A 24,376-nucleotide genomic window follows, 5' to 3' on the forward strand; every position below is an offset into this window, starting at 1 on the left:
GGTCGGCCTGCCCGTCTCTAGGTGCCGGCGGTGCCGGGGGCGCCGGGGTTCCCGTTGCCGGTGTCGCCGATGCCACCGGCGCCTCCAGTGCCGAAGTTGCCACCGGCGCCCTTGCTGCCGGCGGTCGCAGCCGCACCGGGGCCGGCGCCACCGGTCCCGGGTGTGCCCGCGGACCCGCCGCTGCCGCCGTTGCCGCCGCTGGGGCCGGTGCCGCCGTCGCCGCCCTTGCCGCCGGGGCCGGAGTTGCCGCCGACCCCACCGGTCTGGCCGGTCAGGACATTGCCGCCCTGGCCGCCCCTGCCACCGGCGCCGGCGTTGCCACCCTTGCCGCTGGTGGCAGTGCCGCCGCCGCCGCCCTGACCACCCTGGCCGCCGCTGCCACCGGTGCCGCTGGCGCCGCCGGTGCCGCCGTCGGGGTGGGTCGCGGTACCGGTGGCCCCGTTTCCGCCAGTACCCGGCGCGCCGCCGGTACCGCCGGTACCACCGGTGCCGCCGGCGCCGCCGTTACCCGTACCGAGGGTGCTGCCGCCGGTGCCGGCCAGTCCGCCACCGCCGCCGAGTCCGCCGTCGCCGCCCTTGCCGCCGATGCCGTTGTTGATGGTGAAGGTGGGGTCGCCCGCCGCGCCGTTGCCACCCCGGCCGCCGGTGCCACCCTGGCCACCGTTGCCGCCCTTGCCGCCGTCACCGGAGATGGAGCCACCCAGGCCGCCGTCGCCGCCCTTGCCGCCGGCGCTGCCGGTCGCGCCGGTGTTGCCGTTGGAGCCCGGCGTGGTGCCCGCGGCGCCCTGCGACCCGGGCGCGCCGTTGCCGCCGGTGCCGCCGGTGCCGCCGGTACCGACGTTGCCGGCGTCGCCGCCCTTGCCACCGTTGCCACCGTCGACACCGGCCGTGGTGGAGGTCCACCCGGTGCCGCCGGTGCCGCCGTTGCCGCCGCTGGTGGTTGCCGTGCCCGCGTTGCCGGCAGTCGGGCTGCCCGAGCCGGAGCCGACCGTTCCCGCGGTGCCGGCGACGCCTCGGTCACCGCCGCGGCCGCCGTTGCCGCCGTTGGGGTTCGAGGCGCTGGTGCCGGCCGCACCGTTGCCGCCGGTACCGCCGGCGGCGCTGTTGCCGCCGGAGCCCGCGCTGCCCGCGGTGCCGGTCGTCGACCCGGTGCCGCCGTTGCCGCCGTTGCCACCGTTGCCGCCACCACCGCCGTTGCCCGCGTTACCACCGTTGCCGCTGTTGACGCCGGCCGCGCCGACCGCACCGTTGCCGCCGAGGGCGCCGTTGCCGCCGCTGGCGCCGCTACCGGCGTTGCCGCCGGCGCCGTCCGCGGCCTGGACACCGCTACCGCCCAGCGTCTTGCCACCAGCCCCGCCGTTGCCGCCGTTACCGCCGCTGCCGCCGTCGCCGCCCCGGCCACCGGCCTGAGCGGTACCACCGGCCACGCCGTTGCCGCCCTGACCGCCGTTGGCGCCGCTACCACCGTTGCCGCCGACTCCGGCAGCACCGGAGATCGAGCCGCCGTTACCACCATTACCGCCGGCCCCACCGGAGCCGCCGGTCATGCCCGGGTTGCCGTTTCCGCCTGGACCGGAGCCATTGGGGCCGGCCGCTCCGGCGACGCCGTTGCCGCCGTCACCACCCTTGCCACCGTTGCCGACGTTGCCGCCGTTACCCCCGTCGCCGCCACGCGTGCCGCTGGCGCCCGGGTCGGTCGGGCTGAAGCCCTTGCCACCCTCGCCGCCATTGCCGGCCGGCGTGGTCACTGCGGTGCCCGGGGTGCCGGCGGTGCCGGCGCCCGGTCCGGTCTGGCCGGTGCCGGCGGCTCCAGCAGCGCCCGCGGTTCCGGCGTCGCCGCCGTCGCCACCCCGGCCGCCGGAGACGCCGGCGCTGGTGGAGTCCCCACCTTTGCCACCGTCACCCGGAGTCCCGGCGTTACCGCCGTTGCCGCCCGAGCCACCGAAGCCCTGGGTGCCCGAGGTCACGGTGCCGGCATTGCCGCCGGCCCCGCCCGCGCCACCGTCCATGCCGCTGCCGCCGTTGCCGCCGGCCTGGCCGGCGCCACCGTCGATGCCGCTGCCGCCGTTACCGCCATCACCGCCGTTGCCGCCGCTGCCGCCGTTGCCGCTGTCACCGGAGATGGTGCCGCCGTTGCCACCGCCGCCGCCGGCGCCGCCCTTGCCGCCGGGCGTTCCGCTGGTGCCGGAGGCGCCCGGACCGGTTCCGGCTAGGCCGTTGGTGCCGTCGGCGGCGTGGCCGCCGGCCCCGCCGTTGCCACCGTCGCCGTACGTGCCGCCGTTGCCGCCGCGGCCGCCGTTGCCGCCGTCGGCCCCGGGGACGGTCCCGGTGGATGCGTCATAACCCGCGCCGCCGTTGCCACCGTTACCCACGGTGCCCAGCGGGAGCCCATCGGTGCCGGGGTTGCCGTTGGCGGCCTGGCTGGCACCGTTCCCGTCGAACCCGCCGGCACCGATGGTGCCGTGCTGGCCCACGTAGGCGGTGCCGCCGTTGCCGCCGTTGCCGCCGTCGGGGTTGGTCACGGTGCCGTTGGCGCCGTTGCCGCCGTCGCCGGGGGTGCCGCCGTTCGCGCCGTTCCCGGAGTTGCCGCCCTTGCCGCCGCTGCCGACGACGCCGTTGGGTGCCGCGCCACCGTTGCCGCCGTTGCCACCGGCCCCGCCGTTGCCGCCGGCCCCGCCGTTGCCGCCGTCCTGACCGCCGCCGACGCCGGTGCCGTACTGGTCGGTGTCGGCGACACCGGCCAGGCCCAGCTTGCCGTTGCCACCCGCGGTGCCGTTGCCGCCGTTGCCGCCGGTACCGCCGGTGCCACCATTGCCGGCGTCCGCGCCACCACGGCCGCCGTGGCCGCCGGCGCCACCGGCGCCCCCGGTGTCGCCAGCGGTGCCGCTGCCGCCGTAGGCGGTCGCATTGGTGCCGGCGACCGTGGCGGACACGCCGTTGCCGCCGTTGCCGCCGTTGCCGCCGTTGCCGATCCGGCCACCGTCGCCACCGTTACCGCCGGTTCCGCCATTGTTGCCCGGGGTGAACGGGTGGTAACCGTTGCCGCCGTGCCCACCGTTGCCGTTGGGCGCGATCACCGGGGTGCCGGGGAGGCCGCCGTTGTTGCCGGCCGCGCCGGCGAATCCGGCGTCCCCACCGGCTCCGCCGTTGCCGCCGTTGCGGTGCAGGGTGGTGCCGTTCGCGCCGGCTCCGCCATCGCCGGCGGTTCCCGCGTCGCCGCCGTTGCCGCCGGTGCCGGTCGCGCCGGCGGCGGCAGCCGCGCCGGTGCCGCCCGCGGCCTTGCCACCGACGCCGCCCGCACCGCCGTTGCCGCCGTTGCCGCCGCTGCCGCCGTCGCCACCCTTTTGTCCGCCGCCGATCCCGGCGCCCTGGCCGTAGTCGGTGCCTGCCACGCCGTACTTGCCGATCACACCCTTGCCGCCGTCACCACCGTCGGCACCCCGGCCGCCGGCCCCGCCGACGCCACCGCTGCCGGCCACGGTGCCTCCGTTGCCACCGGCGCCACCGGCGCCGCCGGAACCGCCGGTCTGACCGTCGGTGCCGCTCGCGCCGGGCACGGTCCCGTTGACGCCGTTGGTGCCGGCCACCCCGTTTCCGCCGGCACCGCCGGCGCCACCGTTGCCGTGATCGCCGCCGTCACCGCCGAGGCCGCCGTCGCCGCCGCTGGCGCCCGGGGTGGTGGGAGAGTAACCGGCGCCGCCGGTACCGCCGGCGCCGCCGCCGGTGCTGGGGTTCGGTACGCCGGACGCGCCGTTCGCGCCGGGGGTACTGCCGGCGCCGCCCTGGCCACCGCCGCCCACGACGGTGCCGGTGTTGCCGCCGTGGCCACCCTTGCCGCCGGTGGTGTGCGTCGCGTCGCCCGCCGCGCCGGTGCCGCCGGCGCCGCCGAGACCGGGGGTGCCACCCTGCCCACCGGTGCCGCCGACACCAACGGTGCCGTTGGTGACCGTGCCGGCGTCGCCCGCCTGGCCGCCGGTGCCACCCGCGCCGCCGTTGCCGCCGTCGCCGCCGGTGCCGAAGCCGCCGCCGGGGTTGTAGTTCCAGTCGCCGGTGGCGCCTCTACCGCCGGTACCACCGGTACCGCCGGTGCCGCCGTCGCCGCCGTCGCCGCTGTTACCGCTGACCCAGCCGCCGTTGCCACCCCGGCCACCGTCACCACCGACGCCACCGGTGCCACCGTCGGCGCCCTTGCCGGTGGTGGGGAAGGTGCCGTTGGCGCCGGTGTCGCCCTGGCCGCCCTGGCCGCCCTTGCCGCCGTCGCCGCCGTCGCCGTACTGACCGGCGTCACCACCGTCACCACCGTCGTAACCCTGCTGGTGGGCACCCGGAACACCAGTGGCGTCACCACCGTCGCCGCCGTCACCGCGGCCGGTGCCCGGAGCGACCAGCTGACCGTCGGTACCGGCCACACCAGCCGCACCGGACAAACCGGTGCCGTTGTTGCCGGGCGTGCCCGCGGCACCACCCTTGCCGGGGTTGCCGCCGGTGCCGCCGTCGCCGCCGCCGAGGAAGCCGTCGCCGCCGGCGCCGCCCTGGCCGGCGGTACCGCCGTTGCCACCGTTGCCGGCGTTGCCGCCGATGCCGCCCGGGACGTTGTAGCCGTTGCCGCCAGTGCCGCCGTTGGCGCCGTTGCCGGCGTCACCACCGGTGCCGGCGTAGCCGTTGTAGATGCCGCTGTTGCCGCCCTTACCGCCGTCACCGCCGTTACCACCGGCCTGGCCGTTGGTGCCGTTGATGCTGGTAGCGCTGCCATCGTTGCCGGTGGCGCCCGCGACGCCGTTGCCGCCCTGACCGCCGTCGCCGCCGTTGCCGTAATTGCCGCCGTCACCGCCGGCGCCGCCCTTGCCACCGTGCGCACCGGGGGTGGTCGGGTTGTAGCCGTCGCCACCGTCACCACCGTCGCCACCGATATCCGACGGCGTGGACCCGCTGCCACCGTGGCTGCCGTCGGCACCCTTGGTGGAACCGGTGCCACCGGTGCCGCCCGCGCCGCCGCCGACGCCGACACCGGCGTCGCCGCCGCTGCCGCCGCGTCCACCGTCCGGGTTGGCCTTGGTGCCGTCGGCGCCGTGGCCACCGTCGCCCTGGGCTCCACCGTCCCCGCCGGCACCACCGTTACCGGCGTTGCCGCCGGCGCCGATGGTGCTACCGCTGCCGCCCTTGCCGCCGTTGCCGCCCACCCCGCCGACGCCGCCGTTGCCGCCGTTGCCGCCGTCCTGACCACCGCCGATACCAGTGCCGTAGGCGTTCTCGTTGGTGACACCGTCGGCGCCGTCATCGCCGGAACCACCGGTTCCACCGTCGCCACCGTCACCACCGGCACCGGCTGCGCCTCCGGCGCCCTGCTCACCCTTGAAGCCGTACAACCCCGAGGTACCGCCGGCGCCGCCGTCGCCACCGTCGCCACCGTGGCCGCCGCTGGCGCCGGCGCCGCCGGTCTGACCGCCGTTTGCGCCCAACCCACCGTTGTCACCGGGGGTGAATCCGTCGGCCCCGGTCCCGCCGTGACCGCCGTCGCCGCCGGAGCCGCCGACGCCGCCCTTACCGCCGTTGCCGCCGTCGCCCATCATGGCGCCGGCGTTCCCGCCGATGCCGCCCTTGCCGCCCTTGCCGCCGTTCTCGCCAACGGTGCCGTTGACATTGTCGGCCGACCCGCTGATGCCGTCGGTGCCGTCCAGACCGTCGGCGCCGTCGCCGCCGTCGCCGCCGTCGCCGCCGCTGCCGTAGGTGCCGCCGTGACCACCGGCGCCGCCCTCGCCGCCCGCAGCGCCGTGCTCGGTAGCGGTGTAGCCCACGCCCCCATGACCACCGTTGCCTGCCGGGGCGGACGGCATCGCGCCGTCGTTGCCGTCCGCGCCCAGGGTCGAGCCGCTGCCGCCGGTGCCACCGCCGCCCGCCGTGCCCGGGCTGCCGCCGTTGCCGCCGGCCCCGCCGGTGGTGTAGCTCGCGGTGCCTGCGGCACCGTCGCCGCCGTCGCCAGGTGTCCCGGCGTTTCCACCGTTTCCGGCCGAACCGCCGGCAGCGGTGTTGCCCTTGGTGGCGCCGTTCAGCCCGGCACCGCCGACACCGCCGTTGCCGCCGTTGCCACCGTTGGCGCCGCTGCCGCCATTGCCGCCGTTCTCGCCGCCTCCGATGCCGTTGTTGTAGAGGTCGGCGCCGGACTGCCCCTCGCGTCCGGTCCAGCCGCTGCCGCCGCTGCCGCCGTCGGCACCGGTGCCTGCGGCACCGCCGTTGCCGCCGTGCCTACCGGCGCCATGGCCGATGCCGCCTGCGCCGCCGTCGCCGCCGCTGCCACCGGCCTGACCGTTGGTGCCGTTGGGGTTTGCGGCAGTGCCGTTGACACCGTCGTCGCCGATCACGCCGTTGCCGCCGTCGCCGCCGTTGCCACCGTTACCGACGTTGCCGCCGTCGCCACCGGCCCCACCGTCGCCGCCGTCGGCGCCGGAGGCCGTCGAGGTGAAGCCCGCCCCGCCGTTGCCGCCGTTACCGGCCGCCCCGGTGACCGCAAGACCCTTGCTGCCGTTGGTGCCGGCGGTGGCGCCGGCGCCGGCCGTGCCGCCGGTACCGCCCTTACCTGCGGTACCGGCGTTGCCGCCGTCACCGCCCCGGCCGCCGTCGACGTGGGCCGACGTGCCGTCGGCTCCGTGACCACCGTCACCCGGGCGCCCGGCGTTGCCGCCATTGCTGGCGTTGCCACCGTTGGCGTTGGCGCCGGCTGTACCACCTGTCCCGGTGCCCGCAGCGCCGCCAGTGCCGCCGTTGCCGCCGTTGCCGCCGGTCCCGCCGTTGCCACCGTTGCCGCCGCGGTACCCGTCGCCGTTGTTGCCGGCCGGGAAGGAGCCGTCGTGGCCGATGGCACCGGCGCCACCGTTACCGGCGGTACCGGCGTCGCCACCCTTGCCGGCGTCGCCGCCGCTACCCGAGCTGCCCACGCTGGCGCCGTCGGACGTGCCGCCCGCGTTGCCACCCCTGCCGCCGCCGCCGCCGTTGCCGCCGCTGCCGGCATTGCCGCCGTTCTGCCCGTCGTTGCCGGCACCGGTGGTGACCGTGCCGGCAGCGCCGTTCACCCCGGAGCCACCGTCGCCACCCGCGCCACCCTGGCCGCCGTCACCGCCGGTGCCACCGTGGAAGCCCGCGCCGCGACCGGTGCCACCGTCACCGCCGAGACCGCCCTGGCCGCCGACCGTGCCGTTGGTGCCGCTGTCACCGGCATTGACGCCGTTCTTGCCGGCCGTGCCCGCCGCGCCGTCACCGCCGACGCCACCGTCAGCGCCGTGGGCGCCGATGCCGTCGGCGCCCTTGCCGCCGTTGACGCCTCCGGTGCCGGCGGTGCCGACGGTGCCACCCTTGCCGATGTTGCCCGCGTCGCCACCCTTGCCGCCGTTGCCGCCGTTGGGGTTGGCGGCGGTGCCCTTCGCGCCGTCGCCACCGGCGCCGGCCTGCCCGGAGTTGCCGCCGGCCCCGCTGTTGCCGCCGTTGCCCGCGGTGCCGTTGATGGCAGCCCCGGTACCGATGGTGCCTGCCGTGCCCCGGGTGCCACCGGCGCCGCCAGCACCGCCGGTCCCGCCGTCGCCACCGTTGCCGCCGTTCTGGCCGCCGCCGATACCGGTGCCGTACTTGTCGACATCGGCCAGGCCGTCGGCGCCGGCGATGCCGTTGCCGCCGGTGCCGGCCGCCCCACCGGTGCCGCCGTTGGTGGCGTTGCCGCCGGCGCCCTTGGCGCCCCCGGCAGAGATGTTGGTGCCACCGATGCCCGCGGTGCCGCCGTTGCCGCCGTTGCCGCCGTTGCCGCCCCTGCCGCCTTCGCCGCCGTTACCACCGGTGTAGCCATCGGGGTGGGCCGCGGTGCCGTCGTGTCCGAGGGCGCCGTTGCCGCCGTTGCCCGCATTGCCGGCGTTGCCGCCCCGGCCGCCGGCCGCGCCGCTGGACGAGGTACCCGCGGTGGCCCCGTCGGTGCCGGCGCCGGCGTTGCCGCCGCTGCCGCCGTTGCCCGCGTTGCCACCGTTGCCCGCGTTGCCGCCGATCAATCCGGCGCCGCCCTGACCGGCGCCGAAGGAACCGTCCCTGCCGGTGACACCGGATCCACCGGCACCACCGTCGCCACCCCGGCCGGCTGTGCCGGCGTTGCCACCGTGGAAGCCGGCGCCGCGTCCGGTACCGCCGGCACCGGCACTGCCGCCGTTTCCGCCGGTCGTGCCATTGGTGCCGCTGTCGCCCGGATTGACGCCGTCTTTGCCGGCGTTACCCACCGCGCCGGTGCCGCCGTCGCCACCCCTGCCACCGTTGGCGCCGGTGCCGGGGCCGTCGGTGCCGCCGTTGCCGGTGCCGACGCCGTCCGCACCGCCGTCGCCGCCGAGCCCGATGGCGCCCGCGTCACCGCCGCGACCGCCCGCACCACCGGCGAGGTTGGCCGTACCCGCGACGCCATCGGCACCGCGGCCGCCGTCACCGGCCGTGCCGGAGTTACCACCCCGGCCACCGATGCCGCCCTTGCCGTTGGTCGCGGTGGTGCCACCGTTGCCGTCTTGGCCTGCGACGCCACCCTTGCCGCCGTCGCCACCGGTGCCGCCATCGCCACCGTTGCCGCCGCTGACACCAATGCCGCTATTGGTTCCGGCGACCCCGTTGGCGCCGGTGAGGCCGGCCCCGCCGGCGCCCGCTGCTCCGCCGGCGCCACCGTTGGAGGCATTGCCGCCCTTGCCGTAAGTGCCTGCGGTCGCGGTGTTGGTGCCGTTGCCGCCGGCGTTGCCGCCGGCCCCGCCGTTACCACCGTTGGCGCCGTCACCGCCGGCCCCGCCGTCGCCGCCTCGATAACCATCCAGGTGGGTGGAAGTGCCGTCGTGGCCGGTCGCGCCGATGCCACCCTTGCCGGCAGTGCCCGCGGCACCACCTGCGCCGCCCGCCCCGCCGTTGGTCGCGGTGCCCTTGGTGGCGCCGTCGGTGCCGCTGCCGGCACTGCCGCCGTCGCCGCCCTTACCGCCCCTGCCGCCGGCCCCGGCGTCGCCGCCGTCCTGACCGTTGTTACCCACCCCGGCGGTGGTGGTCCCGTTGGCGCCGTCGACGCCGGAGCCGCCGAGGCCGCCGGCGCCGCCGGTGCCCGCCGCACCGCCATCGCCGCCGTGGAAGCCGGCACCCCGACCGATACCACCGGTGCCACCGCCGCCGCCGTTACCGCCGTCGCCGCCGACGGAGCCGTTGGCCCCGGCGCTGCCGTTGTTGGTACCGGTCAGCCCGGCCGCGCCGTCACCACCGGCGCCGCCGGTGCCGCCGTTGGCGCCGGTGCCCGACGCGGCAGTGCCCACGCCGTTGCCGTTGAGGCCACCCAGCCCGATGTGCCCAGCATTGCCGCCCGCGCCACCCCGGCCGCCATCGGTGTAGGCGGTGCCGCTGATGCCGTTGGCACCCCGACCGCCGTCGCCTGCCGCGCCGGCATTGCCGCCGATGCCGCCTGCCGCACTGGTGCCGTTGGTGCCTGCTTTGGCAGTGCCGCCGAGCGCCTTTCCACCGGTGCCGCCGGCCCCGCCGTTACCGCCGGTGCCGCCGTCGCCGCCGTTTCCACCGTCCTGACCGGCGCCGACACCGTTGCCGTAGAGGTCGGCGCCTGCGGTGCCGACCGAACCCTTGACGCCGCCCCCGCCGGAGCCCGCCGCCCCGCCGACGGCACCGTTGCTGGCATTGCCGCCGTCACCGTACGCGCCGGCGTTGCCGCCGGCGCCGATACCGGCAGCGCCGCCCTTGCCACCGTCACCACCGTTGGCGCCGTTACCGCCATTGCCGCCGTCGCCACCGCTTTGGCCGCCGCCCACACCATTGCCGTAGGCGTCGACGCCGGCCGCGCCGGGCGCACCGTTGGCTCCGAGGCCGCCCTTTCCGGCGGCTCCGGCGTCCCCGCCGTTACCGGCGTTGCCGCCGCTACCGGCGTTGCCGGCGACTCCGCCGCCGGTGCCACCGCCACCGGCGTTGCCACCCGTGCCACCGTCGCCGCCGGCGCCGCCGGCACCGGCGTTGCCACCGTTCTGACCGTCGCCTCCCGATCCGGTGATCGCCGCGCCGTTGGCCCCGTTCAAGCCGCTGCCGCCCTTACCGCCGGCGCCGCCCTTTCCGCCGGTGCCGCCGTCACCACCGTGGGTGGTGAGGCCGGCCGGGGTCTGGCTACCGCTGGCAGTACCGCCGGCGCCGCCTTCGCCGCCCTTACCGCCCGCGGCGCCCGCCGCCCCGCTGTCGCCGGGGTTGAGGCCGTTGGCGCCGACAGCGCCTTCGGCACCATGACCGCCGTCGCCACCCCTGCCACCATTGGCGCCGAAACCGTCGCCGTTGTTGCCTGCAGGGCCGCTGCCGTCACCGTTGAGGCCGCCGGTGCCATGGGCGCCGACCGTGCCGGCGTTGCCACCGGCACCGCCCTTGCCGCCGTCGAGGTAACTGCTCGTGCCATCGGCGCCGCGGCCACCGTCGCCGGCAGTGCCGGCGTTACCGCCGCGCCCGCCCAGGCCGCCGGTGCCGTCGCTGCCCGCGCTGAGTCCGGTGCCGCCCTTACCGCCGGCGCCGCCCTCGCCGCCGACGCCACCAGCTCCACCGTTGGCACCGGCCTGACCCTGCCCGGCCGTGCCGTACTGGGTGGACCCGGCCACCCCGGCTGCCCCCGACTGACCCGCGCCACCGCTGCCGGCGGCGCCACCGGCGCCACCGTTGCTGGCCGCGCCGCCGTTACCGTCGACCCCGGCCTTCAGCGAGGCCGCGTTGCTGCCGGTTCCCGCTGCGCCGCCGGTGCCACCGGTGCCACCGTTGCCGCCCTTACCGCCCTTGCCGCCGTTGCCGCCGTCATAGCCGTCGCGGTGCCCGGCGGTGCCGTCATGACCGGAGGCGCCCACACCACCACTGCCGGCAGTGCCGGCATCGCCGCCTTTACCGGCCGCACCACCATCGGTGCCAGCGCCGATACCGGCGCCGTCGGTGCCCGCGCCGCCGCTGCCGCCCTTACCGCCGTCGCCACCCCTACCGCCACTGCCGGCGTTACCGCCGTCGCCGCCGGCCAGACCCGCACCCGAGGTGGCCACCCCGGTGCTGCCGTTGAGGCCGGAACCACCGCGCCCACCGTCACCACCGGCACCGGCCGCGCCCGCGGCACCCCCGGTGAAGCCCGCGCCCCGACCGATACCACCGCTGCCGGCGTCGCCGCCCTTACCGCCGGCACCACCGTCGATACCGCTGTCGCCGGGGTTGAGACCGTTGGCGCCCGCGGCGCCGCCGGCACCCCGACCGCCGTCGCCACCCTTACCGCCATTGGCGCCGGTGCCGTTGGAAAGATTGCCCGCAGGGCCGCTGCCGTCACCGTTGAGACCACCAGTGCCGTGCTGGCCGATCGCACCGGCGTCACCACCGGCACCGCCCTTGCCGCCGTCGACGTAACTGGCGGTACCGTCCGCGCCGCGGCCACCGTCGCCGGCAACGCCGGCGTTACCGCCGCGCCCGCCCAGGCCGCCGGTGCCGTCAGCGGCGTGGCTGGTGGTGCTGCCCCCGTTGAAGCCGCCCGTCCCGCCAGTGCCACCATCGCCGCCACGACCACCCGCGCCGCCGCTACCACCGTCGGCGCCTGCGCCCAGGTTCACCCCGGCGGAGCCCGACGCCCCGGTCACACCCCGTCCACCGGCGCCGGCGTTGCCGCCGGCACCGCCATCGCTGCCCTTGGCGCCCGCGCCGTTGGCCGCCGTGGGCGCGGTGCCGTCACCGTTGAGGCCCGCGACCCCGCCGTTGCCGCCGCTGGCGCCGTTGCCGCCCTTGCCGCCGTCGCCGCCCCGGCCACCGTCGCCGGCACCAGTGCCGTAGTCCACCCCGGTCTGTCCGTCGGCACCGGCCGCCCCGTGGCCACCGGTGCCCGCCGTCCCCGCAGCGCCACCGTCACCCCCGGCGCCACCGGCACCGGCGGTACCTGCTGACCCGCCGTGGGGGCCTGCGTCACCGGCCGCGCCGCCCTTGCCGCCGGTTCCTCCCGCCCCGCCCTTGCCCGCGTCGCCACCCTGCTGGCCGGTGTTGCCCACGCCGTTGGCGTCGGTGCCGGTCGCATCTGCACCCCGCACACCGGAACCGCCTTCACCGCCTTCGCCACCTTCGCCGCCGGTGCCACCGCTACCAGCTGTGGTCCCGGCGCGACCGGCAGCGCCGCCCTTGCCGCCGTCACCACCATCGCCACCGGCTTGGGCATTGCCACCACTGGCCCCGGCGCCCAGTCCCTGGCTGCCGGCGGCCCCGACGGCACCATTACCGCCGTCACCGCCCCGGCCGCCGTTGACGCCCAGGCCGTCTTTGCCGTCGACCACGGTACTGACGCCGTTGTCACCGCCCAGGCCTTTGAAGCCGGACAGACCGGCGTCGCCGCCCTTGCCGCCATCGGAACCGTTGACGTGCGCGGCGGTGCCGTCGGCGCCGCGCCCACCGGTACCGGCCGCGCCGGCATCCCCGCCGTTACCGCCGACGCCGTTGGCGCCCGCCTTGGCGGCGTTGCCCACATGGTCGGTGCCACCCATTCCGCCGGCGCCCCCATTGCCGCCGTCGGCACCACTGCCGCCGTTGCCACCGTCACCGCCGTTGACACCGGCGACGGTGCTGGACTGGCCGTTGACACCTTTGCCGCCGGAACCACCGGTGCCACCGTCGCCGCCTGCGCCACCCACACCGCCGGCACCGGCGACCGAACCACCCTTGCCGCCATAGCCACCGGCACCACCCGAACCGCCGGCCGTACCGTTGCCGCCGCTGTCACCGGGGTCGACGCCATCAGCACCGGCCTTGCCCGCCGCCGCGTTGCCGCCGGCGCCACCGGCGCCACCGTTGCCGTAGTTGCCGCCGTCACCACCGTGTCCGCCGTTGCCGCCACTGGCGCCGGCGATGGCACCGGTCGACGCGTCATAACCCGCGCCACCGGTGCCGCCGTTGCCCCCGGTGCCGGTGGCCATGGTGCCGGCCGCGCCGTGCTTGCCGATGACCGAGCCGTAGCCACCGGTGCCGCCGGCTGCGGCGCCGGCACCGTTGTTGCCGCCGTTGCCGCCCCGACCGCCGTCGGGATTCGCCAGCGTCCCGGCCGCACCGTTGCCGCCGTTGCCGGCGCCGCCGCCGGTGCCGCCGTCGCCACCATTGCCGCCCCGGCCGAGGATGCCGTCCTCGCCGAACAGCAGGCCACCGCGACCAGCCGCACCGCCGTTGCCACCATTACCGCCGGTCGCGCCGACGCCGCCGCCGCCACCGTTCTGGCCGCCGCCGTCTCCGTTGCCGTAGTCGACGCCCCAGACCCCGTCTGCGCCGTTGCTGCCTTGAATGCCGGTGCCACCCCTGCCGCCGGTCCCACCGTTGCCGCCGTTGCCGCCGTCGCTGAACAGCAGACCGCCCCGGCCGCCCGCCCCACCGTCACCGCCATTGCCGCCGGAGATCCCGGCGAGCCCGTCGCCACCCCGGCCACCGTTGCCGCCGACGCCGCCGTTGCCGTACAGCCAGCCGGCGTTGCCGCCGGCGCCGCCGGTTCCACCGCCGTTGCCGGTACCGCTGGTGCCACCGCTGCCGCCCGCGCCACCGGTGCCCAGCAGCCATCCGGCGTGGCCACCGCGACCGCCGATGCCACCGATCGCCGCGCCGGTGCCACCGGTGCCGCCCGACCCACCCGGACCGAACAGACCACCGGACCCACCGGTGCCGCCGACGCCGCCGCTGCCGGTATTGCCGATGCCGCCGATGCCACCGGCCCCGCCGGACGCACCGGAAAGCCAGCCCGCGTCGCCACCGGATCCGCCGGTGCCGCCGATGCCCGCGGTGCCGCCGGTACCACCGGCGCCTCCGGCGCCGGCCAGCAGACCACCGTGGCCGCCGTCGCCGCCCACACCGCCGAAACCGCTACCGCCCGGTCCGGTGCCACCGGCCCCACCGGCACCACCGGCGCTGAGCAGCCAGGCGTCCCCGCCCCGGCCACCGGTCCCACCGATACCGGTCGGACTGGTGTTGGCGCCACCGGCGCCGCCGGCACCACCGTCGCCGTACAACCATCCGCCGCTGCCGCCGGCCGCGCCAGCGCCACCGTTGGCGCCCCAACCCGCCGCACCGCCGGTGCCGCCGGCGCCGATCAGCCAGGCCCGACCACCCACACCCCCGGTGCCACCGGTGCCCAGTCCGTTCAGGTTGGCACCACCGATGCCGCCGGACCCGCCACTGCCGTAGAGCCATCCGCCGTTGCCACCGGCCCCGCCGGCGCCACCGTTGGCGGTGGTCGATGACCCACCCGCACCGCCGACTCCGCCGTGTCCGATCAACCCGGCGTTGCCGCCGGCTCCGCCGGCCTGGCCGGCCGCACCGCCCGCACCGGCGCCGCCATTGCCCCACAGCAGGCCGCCGTCCCCGCCGGCCTGGCCGGGGTGCGCCCCGTTGGCGCCGTCACCGATCAGCGGCCTGCCGAGCAGGACCTGGGTGGGGGTGTTGATGGCACCCAGCACCGCTACGCCGAGTCCCTCGAGCGGTGCCGCGCCGGCGGCCTCGGCCCACGCGTACGAGCCGGCGTTGGCCGTCAGGTTCTGCATGAACTGGCTGTGGAAGGCCGCAGCCTGGGCACTGATGCTCTGGTAGGCCTGCCCGTGGGTGCCGAACAGCGCCGCGATGGCGGTAGACACCTCGTCTTGCGCGGCGGCCAGCAGGTTGGTGGTCGAGGCCGCTGCAGCGGCGTTTGCCGACTCCAGCGTGGCGCCGAGTCCGGCTAGATCGGAAGCCGCGGAGCTCAACACGTCCGGCGCAGCGAGGAGATACGACATGGGAACCGTCCACTTACTAGGTCACGACCTGGTGAGGCCGTGGTTTACATGTCCCCCGGTCATGCTGATGGGCAAAGCCGATACGAACCATAACTCGATTTCGGCCAAAACAAACTGGCTTTCACTCAAAAATGCCAAAATACATCCAGTTAGTTTTGCAAGGACATGCTAACCGCACCTCGACCCATGTCGAATGGCCTAACGTGGGCATAGCTGCGGTTCCTAGGGCACAGTGGTGACTGCCGGTTCGAATTTGTCAGCCGGTGACGCCGGCCTGGCCGAAGATCCCGCCTCGCCCGCCGCTGCCGCCGGCTCCGTCGGCACCCTCCGGGGTGCCCGGACCTCCGGCACCCCCGCGGCCACCGTTGCCGCCGTTGCCGATGAAGGTGGCGCTGCCTCCGGTACCGCCGCCGCCGCCGGGACCGCCGGTAGCGCCGCTCAGGTTCTCGCCGCCGGCGCCGCCGCCACCGCCGATTCCGCCGTTACCGAAGATGAACCCACTGTTGCCGGCGGCTCCGCCGTAGCCACCGGCCGCGCCGACGTTGCCCGAACCGTTGCCACCCGAGCCGCCCGCCCCGCCGGCACCGCCGCTGCCGAGCAGGAGGGTCGAGGCGCCGTGACCGCCGGCACCCCCGGCGCCACCGGCGGGACCCCCGACACCGCCGGCACCGGCTCCACCATTGCCACCGACGCCGCCCGCTGCACCGTTGCCGTAGATGAAGCCGCTGCCACCGGCACTTCCGCCCTGGCCTCCGGCTCCGCCCGACGAGCCGGATCCAGCCAGACCGCCGGAGCCACCGTTGCCGCCGGCACCACCGCTGCCGAGCAGCACGGCGGTGCCGCCGTTGCCCCCGGCACCGCCGATGCCTCCAGCAGCACCGGCGATGCCCGTACCGCCGCCACCGCCATGGCCGCCGGCACCGCCGCGGCCCCAGATCCACCCGGCGTCACCACCGGCGCCACCACCACCGCCATTACCGGATCCAGGCGCCGTGACCAGACCGGTTCCGCCGGTTCCCCCGTGGCCGCCGAAGCCGAAGAGGAACCCGGCGTCGCCGCCGTTGCCGCCATACCAGCCGTTCCCGTCGGCGACGGCTGCGACGCCGGAACTGCCGGCGCCGCCGTGACCACCGCTACCGAGTAACCAGGATCGGCCGCCGCTGCCGCCGTTGGACGGCACTTCGAAGCCGCCGTCGCCGCCGTCGCCGCCGTCGCCGAACAGCAGACCGCCGTTGGCGCCCGGGCGTCCCGTGCCGCCGTCGCCGCCGTAGCCGATCAACAGCCCGGCCCGGCCGGCGGTGCCGCCGATCACGCCGTTGCCGCCGTCCCCGCCGCTGCCGAACAGCCAGGCGTTGCCGCCACCGCCGCCGATGCCGTCGCCGATTCCGGCCACACCCGCCCCGCCGTTGCCGCCGTCGCCGCCGCAACCGAGCAAGAACCCGGCGTTACCGCCGTTGGAACCGTTGGCGGCCAGCCCGCCGGTGGGCGCGCTCCCGCCGTTGCCGCCATCGCCGCCGTTGCCGATCAACCACGCACTGCCCGCGGTTCCGGCGCTACCGGCGGAACCGGCCGCAAAGGTCGTCGACCCGCCGTGGCCACCATCCCCGCCGGACCCGATCAGGAATCCGCCGTTGGCGGCGGTGCCACCGGCGCCGCCGTCGCCGGTAGTGCTGGTTCCGCCCGCGCCCCCGGCGCCACCGTTGCCCAGCAGCCACGCGGTGCCACCAGTGCCACCGGCACCGCCGTTACCGTGACCGCCGAGATTGGCGCCACCGGCACCACCGGCGCCGCCGGACCCGACGAGTAGTCCGCCGGTGGCACCGGACCCGCCGGCCCCGCCGAACGAACCGCCGCTGCTGCCGCCCGCACCGCCGCCGCCACCGAAGCCGATCAGCCAGGCCGCCCCGCCGGCGCCGCCGGCGCCGCCACCGGCGCTCGCGCTGCTGCCCCCGGCCCCGCCGTAGCCGCCGTTGCCCAGCAACCAGGCGTTGCCGCCGACACCGCCGGCGCCGCCGGCGCCGATGCCGGTGGCGTGGCCGCCGTTGCCGCCGAACCCGGCGTTGGCCAGGAACAGCGCGTTGCCGCCGTCGCCGCCGGCACCGGCGGCCCCGAGACCTGCGGAGTCACCGCCACTACCGCCGAATCCGGCGGTGCCGAGGATCCATGCGTTGCCGCCGTCACCCCCGGCGCCGCCGGCGCCGTTTGCGCCGGCACTGCCACCGTTTCCGCCGAATCCGGCGTTGCCCCACAGCAGTCCGGAGCTGCCGCCGTTGCCGCCGGACCCGCCGGCACCGCTCACGCTCGACCCGCCGGCCCCGCCGGCCCCGCCGCTGCCGATGAGTCGGGCGCTGCCGCCGAGTCCGCCGAGCCCGCCGGATCCGAGTCCACCGGTATTGGCGCCGCCGGCGCCGCCGGCGCCACCGCTGCCGTAGAGCCAGCCGCCGTTTCCGCCCGCGCCGCCGGCTCCGCCCGCCCCGGACGACGAGGCTCCGCCGCTGCCGCCGGCACCGCCGTGTCCGATCAACCCGGCCGACCCGCCGGCCCCACCGGCCTGCCCGGCCGCGCCCGTTCCACCCCGGCCGCCGTTACCGAACAGGTAGCCGCCGGGCTTTCCGGCAGCGCCAGTTCCATCGATGCCGTTCGCGCCGTCGCCGATGATCGGTCGGCCGAACAGCGTCTCGGTCGGCCAGTTGATCAGGTCGAGCAGCGGCTGCAACGGGGTTGCGGCGGTCGCCTCGGCCAGCGCGTAGGAATTCGCTCCCGCAGCCAGCGCCCGGGTGAACTGGGCCTGAAAGGCCGCGGCCTGGGTGCTGATGCTCTGGTAGGCCTGCCCGTGGGTGCCGAACAGCGCCGCGATGGCGGTGGACACCTCGTCTTGCGCGGCGGCCAGCAGGTTGGTGGTGGAGGCCGCCGCTGCGGCGTTGGCTGACTCCAGCGTGGCGCCGAGGCCGGCCAAGTCGGAGGCTGCGGCGGTCAGCAGGTCCGGCGCTGTTGCAAGGAGATACGACATGGGAACCGTCCACTTACTAGGTCACGACCTGGTGAGGCCGTGGTTTACATGTCCCCCGGTCATGCTGATGGGCAAAGCCGATACGAACCATAACTCGACTTGGGCCAAAACAAACTGTCTTTCCGTCAAAAACCTGCTAATGATGCGGATAGTTTCGGCATGGGGGGCTGTGCCGCACCTCGGTTCCACCTCCGCTGGGCCCGTTCACACCGGCGCCGCGACACGCGCAACCATGGAGGGGTGAGTCCGGAAGCCGCCTCGGATTGGACCCCGGCGTGGGGCAGCAGCGGGCTGGCCTACCTGACCGGTCCGCCGGACGGGCCGCCCGACTTCTCGCGCGCGGCGGTGCTCGGCCGCGCGCAGCAGATCGCCCCCGACGCCGCCGCGCTGCTGAGCGGCCGGGCCGCGTTGCTGGGCCTGACCCGCCGCGGTCGCGTGTCGGCCGGCGGTGCCACCCGGCTGCTCGGCGCACTCGACGGTTGGTGCGCCGTGACGCTGTCGCGTCCCGACGATGTTGCGGCGGTCCCTGCGCTGCTGTGTTCAGACGAGGTCGCCGACGATCCGTGGCCGTGCCTGGAAAGATGGGCTGCCACTCGGCCCACGACCGAGATCGTCGCGCGGGCCGAACTGCTCGACATCCCGGCGGCGGCACTGGGTGAGACCACCGCGGCCGCGCCCGTGGTACGTCGGACGGCGCCACGGGGCCCGGTACGCAGGCCGGCGGGTCTGCTGGTCGCCGATCTGTCCTCGATGTGGGCCGGACCGCTGTGCGGACGACTGCTGGCCCGCGACGGCGCCACCGTCGTCAAGGTCGAGAGTCCGCAGCGGCCCGACGGCACCCGGGGCGGCCACCCGGTCTTCTTCGACTGGGTCAACAGCGCCAAGCTGTCCTACTGCCTGGACTTCGACCGCCAGACCAGTGAGCTGCGTCAGTTGCTGACCGCGGCCGACATCGTCATCGAAGGGTCACGGCCCGACGGGCTGGCCCGCCGCGGATTGGGACCCGACGACCTGGCGCCGCGGGTGGGCCGGATCTGGCTGCGGATCTGCGGACACGGGTCGGCTTCCCGACGGCCGGCGTTCGGAGACGACGCCGCGGTGGCCGGTGGCCTGGTCGGCCGGGGGCCGGTGTTCTGTGGCGACGCGATCGCCGATCCGCTGACCGGACTGGAGGCCGCCCGGGTGGTGACCGAATCGCTGCGCCGGGGCGGTGGCGAGCTGATCGACGTCTCGATGGCTGCCGTCGCCGCGACGTATGCGGCGCTGCCGACCGGCGCACCGGGATCGGCCTGCCCGGTCGAGCCGCCGCGGGCGCCGACGGTGCCGGAGCCCGCCGCCGCCCTCGGTGCCGACGACGAGGCTGTCCGCCACCTGGTGACCGAGAGGCTGCGGCGCACATGCTGAGGCTGCCATGTTGATCCGCAGGGCGGTGTTGCTCGACGGGCGCACGGTCGATATCCGGGTTAGCGCGCGAATCGAACAGGTGGGCCGGGAGTTATCGCCGCGCGCGGGCGAGGGGGTGCTCGACGCCGGCGGTGGCACCGTCTTGCCCGGACTGCATGACCATCACGTGCACTTGCGTTCGGCCGCATCGGCATTGGATTCGCTGTCCGTGGGGCCACCCGCCGTGCACACCAAAGAACAACTGGCACAAGCGTTGTCGACTGCCGTCCCGGGACCCGACGGGTGGATACGTGCCGTCGGATACCACGAATCGGTTGCCGGGGAACTGAACCGGGCCACGTTGGATGCGGTGCTGGCCCACGTTCCGCTGCGTATCCAGCACCGCAGCGGCGCGCTGTGGGTACTCAACTCCGCGGCGCTCGGCCGGGTGGGCTTGGCCGCCCACCCCGACGGCCGGCTGCGCAGCGCCGATCCGTGGGCACAGGCCCTGCAGCGCCGCGAAACCGACCTGGCCGAACTGAGCAGGCGGATCGTCGCGCGCGGAGTCACCGGGGTCACCGACGCCACCCCGGACATCGATGCGGGCGACCTGATCTCGCTGATGATGGCGCACCGAAACGGCGAGTTCCGGCCCGGGGTGCGCCTGCTCTCGCCCGGTAAGAAGATCCTGCACGACGACCGGCTTGATCTGAATGCATTGGCGGAGTGGATCAGTGAGCGGCACGGGTTCGGCCAGCCGGTGGCTGTGCATTGCGTGACGGCGGCGCAACTGGTGGTGACGATCGCGGCGCTGCGGGCCGCCGGCGGCCATCCGTTCGACCGCATCGAGCACGCCGCCGTCGTCCCGGGCGACACCCTGTCCGATCTGGCCGAATTGGGCATCACAGTGGTGACGCAACCGAATTTCGTTGCCGAGCGCGGGGACCAGTACCTGACCGATGTCCCCGCCGACGAGCACGACCAACTCTGGCGGGTCGCCTCATTGCTCGACGCCGATATCCCGGTGGCGTTGTCCACCGATATGCCGTTCGGCAGCGGCGACCCGTGGGCGGCGATGCGGGCCGCCGTGTCGCGCACCACCCCTAGCGGCGCGGTGCTCAACGCCGCCGAATGTGTCTCGCCCAGAACTGCTTTGACGATGTTCCTGGGCTGGCCGGATCGGCCGGACCGGCCGCGGACGGTGGAGATCGGCGAGCCGGGGGATCTGTGCGTGCTGTCCGAGCCGCCCGCGGTCGCACTGGCCGAACTGGATGCCGCCCTGGTGGCGGCCACCTTGATCAGGGGTGAGCTGGTCTACTTCGCGATGTGATCACGGGGTCAGCGCTGCGCGCAGCGCGTCGCATTGCATGGCGAAGAACTGTTGGGACACTGTGACTTTGGGTGCCACCAGGTCGAAACCGTGGAATGCACCCGGGATGCGCTCCAGCTGGCACGGCACCCCGGCCTCGGTGAGCCGGCGCGCGTATTCGACGTCCTCGTCGTGAAACAGGTCGTGGGTCCCGACGCCGATCCACGCCGGAGGCAGCCCGCGCAGGTCCGCGCGTCGGGCGGGGACCGCGACCGCCGGATCCGCACCGCCCAGATAGGCGGTCCAGCCGAACCGGTTGGCTACCGGGTCCCACAACCGGTGATCGGGGTCGGCCGGCGCCGCCGCGCTGCGGTCGTCGAGCATCGGGTAGACCAGCAGCTGGAAAGCCGGCGTGATCTCGCCGCGATCGCGGGCCAGCAGCGCCAACGCCGCCGCCAGACCGCCGCCGGCGCTGGCGCCGCCGATCGCCACCCGGTCGGCCTGCACTGCGGGAAGTCCGGCCAGCCAGGCCAGCACCGAATAGCAGTCCTCCAGGGGCGCGGGATAGGGATGTTCGGGTGCGAGCCGGTGCTCGACCGACGCCACGGTGATGCCCAACCGCTTGCTGAATCCCAGGCACAGCAGGTCGTCCTGTTGCGCCGAACCCAGCACATAGCCGCCGCCGTGAATCCACAGCAACGCCGGCCCCCGCTCGGTGGTGCCGGCCGGACGGTAGAGCCGCACACCCGCCCCCGACGGCAGGGTCAACACCTCGACGCCCTTCGGGGTGCGGCCCAGCCTGGTCCGCAACCCCATAGCGACGCGCATCAACGGCAATGTCCGGGGGCCGACCAATCTCTTGGGCGCAACGCGCGCCAGCCGGCGCAGATCAGGGTGGACGGCATCGACCATCGATTCAGTATCCCTGCACCCCCGATCAGGCACCGCAGGGGTCTGCGGAACATTGAAATCAGCTGTGGCACAGCGATATTCACCACACGATCGGCCGCCCCGGCCGCCGGTCGTCCCGGTGGCCCCGCAGCGGGACTTTTTCGGCGGCGCCACGACACCCAACAGCTAACGGCGAAACAGTCGTGGAAAGCGATGAATACCCGAGCAGCAAATGCGGCTACCGAATTTCCCGAGCCACCCGGCCAATACCGCACACAGTTGAACGATTATTACCCGCGGGTAGGGGTACAGTGCCCTGCATGACGGCGACTGGACAGTCCAAATCTTGCGTCAAGCGGTTGTTGCGCGCCGGTCCGGCCGACTACCTGTTGGCGATGAGCAGAGCCGGTGCCGCTCTCCCGATCATCGGCAAGCGGTTGGAACCCTTGGGCACCATGGCCGCCATGAGTGTGTGGGGCATCCGGATCGCGCCGGAACTGATGTCGACGTCGGCGAAGGGCCGGTTCGCCCCCGGCAGCGGCGAGACGCGCCGCCGGGACCGGGAAAGCACCAACGAGGTGTCCATTGCCGCACTGCGCGGCACGGTCTCAGCTGCCGAACTGGACCTGGACTGGCCCGCCGCCGACCGGACACCGCCGTTCTGGGCGGCCCTGCGTGGCAGCAAGTACCTGCACCGCCGCGGTGTGCACTACGGCGACCACCCCGCGCAGATGCTCGACGTGTGGCGTCGCAAGGATCTGCCCGCCAACGCGCCGGTGCTGGTGTTCCTGCCCGGTGGTGCGTGGGTGCACGGCAGCACCACCATGCAGGGGACCGCCCTGATGTCACGACTGGCCGAGCAGGGCTGGGTGTGCCTGGCCGTCAACTATCGGGTCTCGCCGCACAACCGGTGGCCACGGCACATCACCGACGTGAAGACCGCGATCGCATGGGCACGGGCCAACGTCGACAAATTCGGTGGCGACCGCGATTTCATCGCGGTGGCGGGTTGTTCGGCCGGTGGGCACCTGGCCGCGCTGGCCGGCCTCACCCCCAACGACGCCACGCTGGACGCAAAGCTGCCTGAGGGCGCGGACAGCTCGGTGGACGCGGTGGTCGGAATCTACGGCCGCTACTGCTGGGAGGACCGCTCCACCCCCGAGCGGGATCGGTTCGTGCAGTTCCTGGAGCGGGTGGTGGTCCAGAAATCCATCGCCCGGCATCCCGAGATCTTCCGGGACGCCTCGCCGATCGCGCGCGTGCATCGAAATGCGCCGCCGTTCTTGGTGATTCACGGCAGCGGGGACAACGTGATCCCGGTCGATCAGGCGCGCAGTTTCGTCGAACGGTTGCGTTCGGTCTCGACCGCGGCGGTCAACTACGTGGAGTTGCCGGGTGCCGGCCACGGCTTCGACATGCTCGACGGTCCCCGCGCGGGCGCGATGGCCCACGCGACGGCGTTGTTCCTCAACCAGGTGCACCGCACCCGCACGCAGTTCGCCCAAGAGGTCATCTGATCGCGCTAGGGTCGCGTGATGGGTAGGGGATTGCGGTGAAGCGGCTCACCGGCTGGGACGCGGTGCTGCTGTACAGCGAGACGCCGAACGTGCACATGCACACCATCAAGGTGGCGATCATCGAGCTCGACGAGGCCAGCCGCGGTTTCACCATCGACGCGTTCCGTCAGGTCATCGCCGGCCGGATGGACAAGCTGGTCCCGCTGGGTTACCAGCTGATCGACGTCCCGTTCAAGTTCCACCACCCGATGTGGCGGGAGAACTGCGACGTCGACTTCGAGTACCACGTCCGGCCCTGGCAGCTGGCTGCCCCGGGCGGCCGTCGGGAACTCGACGAGGCGATCGGTGAGATCGCCAGCACCCCCCTGGATCGCGCGCACCCGCTGTGGGAGATGTACTTCGTCGAGGGACTGGCCAACGACCGGATAGCGGTGGTGCTCAAGATCCACCACGCGCTGGCCGACGGTGTCGCCTCGGCCAATCTGATGGCGCACGGCATGGATCTGATGCCGACACCGCAAACCGCTTCGTACACAACCGATCCCGCGCCTAGCAAGCGAGAGCTGATGAGCGCGGCGTTCGTCGACCACATGCGGCACATCAAGCGCATCCCCGGCACGTTCGCCTACACCGCACAAGGTGTCCGACGGGTGCGCAGCAGTTCCTACAAGTTCTCCCCGAAGCTCACCCGCCCGATCGACCCGCCGCCGTCGTTCATGAACCACAAGATCACCCCGGAACGCCGGTTCGCCACCGCCACCCTGGCGCTGGCCGACGTCAAGGAGACCGGCAAGAAGCTGGGCGCCACGATCAACGACATGGTGCTGGCCATGTCCAGCGGAGCCCTGCACAGCCTGCTGCTGCGCTACGACGGCAAGGCCGAGCCGTTGCTGGCGTCGGTCCCGGTCAGCTACGACTTCTCCCCGGAACGCATTTCCGGCAACCACTTCAGCGGGATGATGGTCGTGCTGCCGACCGACCTGGACGACCCGCTGGAGCGGGTGCGGGCCGCTCACGACAACGCCGTCTCGGCCAAGGAGAGCCACCAGTTGCTGGGCCCGGAGTTGATCAGCCGGTGGGCGGCCTACTGGCCCCCCACGGCGACCGAAGCCATGTTCCGGTGGTTGTCCAGCCGCGACGGGCAGAACAAGGTCCTCAACCTCAACATCTCCAACGTGCCCGGGCCCCGCACCCGCGGCCGGGTGGGCGGCGCACTGGTCACCGAGATCTACTCGGTGGGTCCGCTGACCGCCGGCAGCGGCCTGAACATCACGGTGTGGAGCTACGTCGACCAGCTCAACATCTCGGTGCTGTCCGACGGCGCGACACTGAAAGACCCGCACGAAGTGACCGCGGCGATGATCGCCGAATTCGTCGAAATACGCCGGGCCGCAGGGATTTCCGGAGAGCTCACCGTGGTCCCGGAGGCCATGGCGCAGGCCTGATCGACAGGGTCGGTCAACGTTACACGCACCGGGCGGTT

General features: G+C 74.9%; 7 protein-coding genes. 4 read left to right on the forward strand and 3 right to left on the reverse strand.

Features of this window, described 5'->3' with window-relative positions:
* Positions 1 to 17: 17 nt before the first annotated feature.
* A complete protein-coding gene (locus tag ACZYZ9_RS19965; RefSeq protein WP_463828030.1) occupies positions 18 to 14,783 on the reverse strand; it encodes a PE family protein in 14,766 nt (4,921 codons plus the stop codon).
* A 256-nt stretch (positions 14,784 to 15,039) separates the two neighbouring features.
* The gene (locus ACZYZ9_RS19970) at positions 15,040 to 17,793 is read right to left on the reverse strand and encodes a PE family protein (RefSeq protein ID WP_463827997.1); all 2,754 of its coding nucleotides are present in this window, start codon (positions 17,791 to 17,793) and stop codon (positions 15,040 to 15,042) included.
* A gap of 240 nt (positions 17,794 to 18,033) precedes the next feature.
* Between ACZYZ9_RS19970 and ACZYZ9_RS19975 the strand changes: the two genes are divergently transcribed.
* Together ACZYZ9_RS19975 and ACZYZ9_RS19980 are read left to right on the forward strand one after the other, a co-directional pair.
* Complete coding sequence (locus ACZYZ9_RS19975) at positions 18,034 to 19,197, forward strand: CoA transferase (RefSeq protein WP_463827998.1); 1,164 nt, start codon at positions 18,034 to 18,036, stop codon at positions 19,195 to 19,197.
* 7 nt (positions 19,198 to 19,204) lie between these two features.
* Positions 19,205 to 20,506, forward strand: a complete 1,302-nt coding sequence (locus tag ACZYZ9_RS19980) for an amidohydrolase family protein (RefSeq protein ID WP_463827999.1) — start codon at positions 19,205 to 19,207, stop codon at positions 20,504 to 20,506.
* Here the strand turns inward: ACZYZ9_RS19980 and ACZYZ9_RS19985 are convergent, their stop codons facing one another.
* On the reverse strand, positions 20,507 to 21,397 hold the full coding sequence (locus ACZYZ9_RS19985) for an alpha/beta hydrolase (protein ID WP_463828000.1): 891 nt from the start codon (positions 21,395 to 21,397) through the stop codon (positions 20,507 to 20,509).
* A gap of 299 nt (positions 21,398 to 21,696) precedes the next feature.
* On the opposite strand from ACZYZ9_RS19985, the gene ACZYZ9_RS19990 reads away from it, so the two are divergent.
* Together ACZYZ9_RS19990 and ACZYZ9_RS19995 are read left to right on the forward strand one after the other, a co-directional pair.
* Positions 21,697 to 22,893: an alpha/beta hydrolase fold domain-containing protein gene (locus ACZYZ9_RS19990; protein ID WP_463828001.1), complete on the forward strand. Its 1,197-nt coding sequence runs from the start codon at positions 21,697 to 21,699 to the stop codon at positions 22,891 to 22,893.
* 35 nt (positions 22,894 to 22,928) lie between these two features.
* Positions 22,929 to 24,338 (forward strand): WS/DGAT/MGAT family O-acyltransferase, encoded by a 1,410-nt coding sequence (locus tag ACZYZ9_RS19995; RefSeq protein ID WP_463828002.1) that lies wholly within the window; start codon positions 22,929 to 22,931, stop codon positions 24,336 to 24,338.
* Positions 24,339 to 24,376 lie beyond the last annotated feature (38 nt).

This window comes from Mycobacterium sp. IDUB_28 (genome assembly GCF_055419285.1).

Bases quoted from the DNA above. Each gene is read 5' to 3' on its own strand.
- ACZYZ9_RS19965 (WP_463828030.1), bottom strand. From the start codon at position 14,783: ATGTCGTATCTCCTCGCTGCGCCGGACGTGTTGAGCTCCGCGGCTTCC.
- ACZYZ9_RS19990 (WP_463828001.1), top strand. From the start codon at position 21,697: ATGACGGCGACTGGACAGTCCAAATCTTGCGTCAAGCGGTTGTTGCGC.
- ACZYZ9_RS19985 (WP_463828000.1), bottom strand. From the start codon at position 21,397: ATGGTCGATGCCGTCCACCCTGATCTGCGCCGGCTGGCGCGCGTTGCG.
- ACZYZ9_RS19980 (WP_463827999.1), top strand. From the start codon at position 19,205: ATGTTGATCCGCAGGGCGGTGTTGCTCGACGGGCGCACGGTCGATATC.
- ACZYZ9_RS19970 (WP_463827997.1), bottom strand. From the start codon at position 17,793: ATGTCGTATCTCCTTGCAACAGCGCCGGACCTGCTGACCGCCGCAGCC.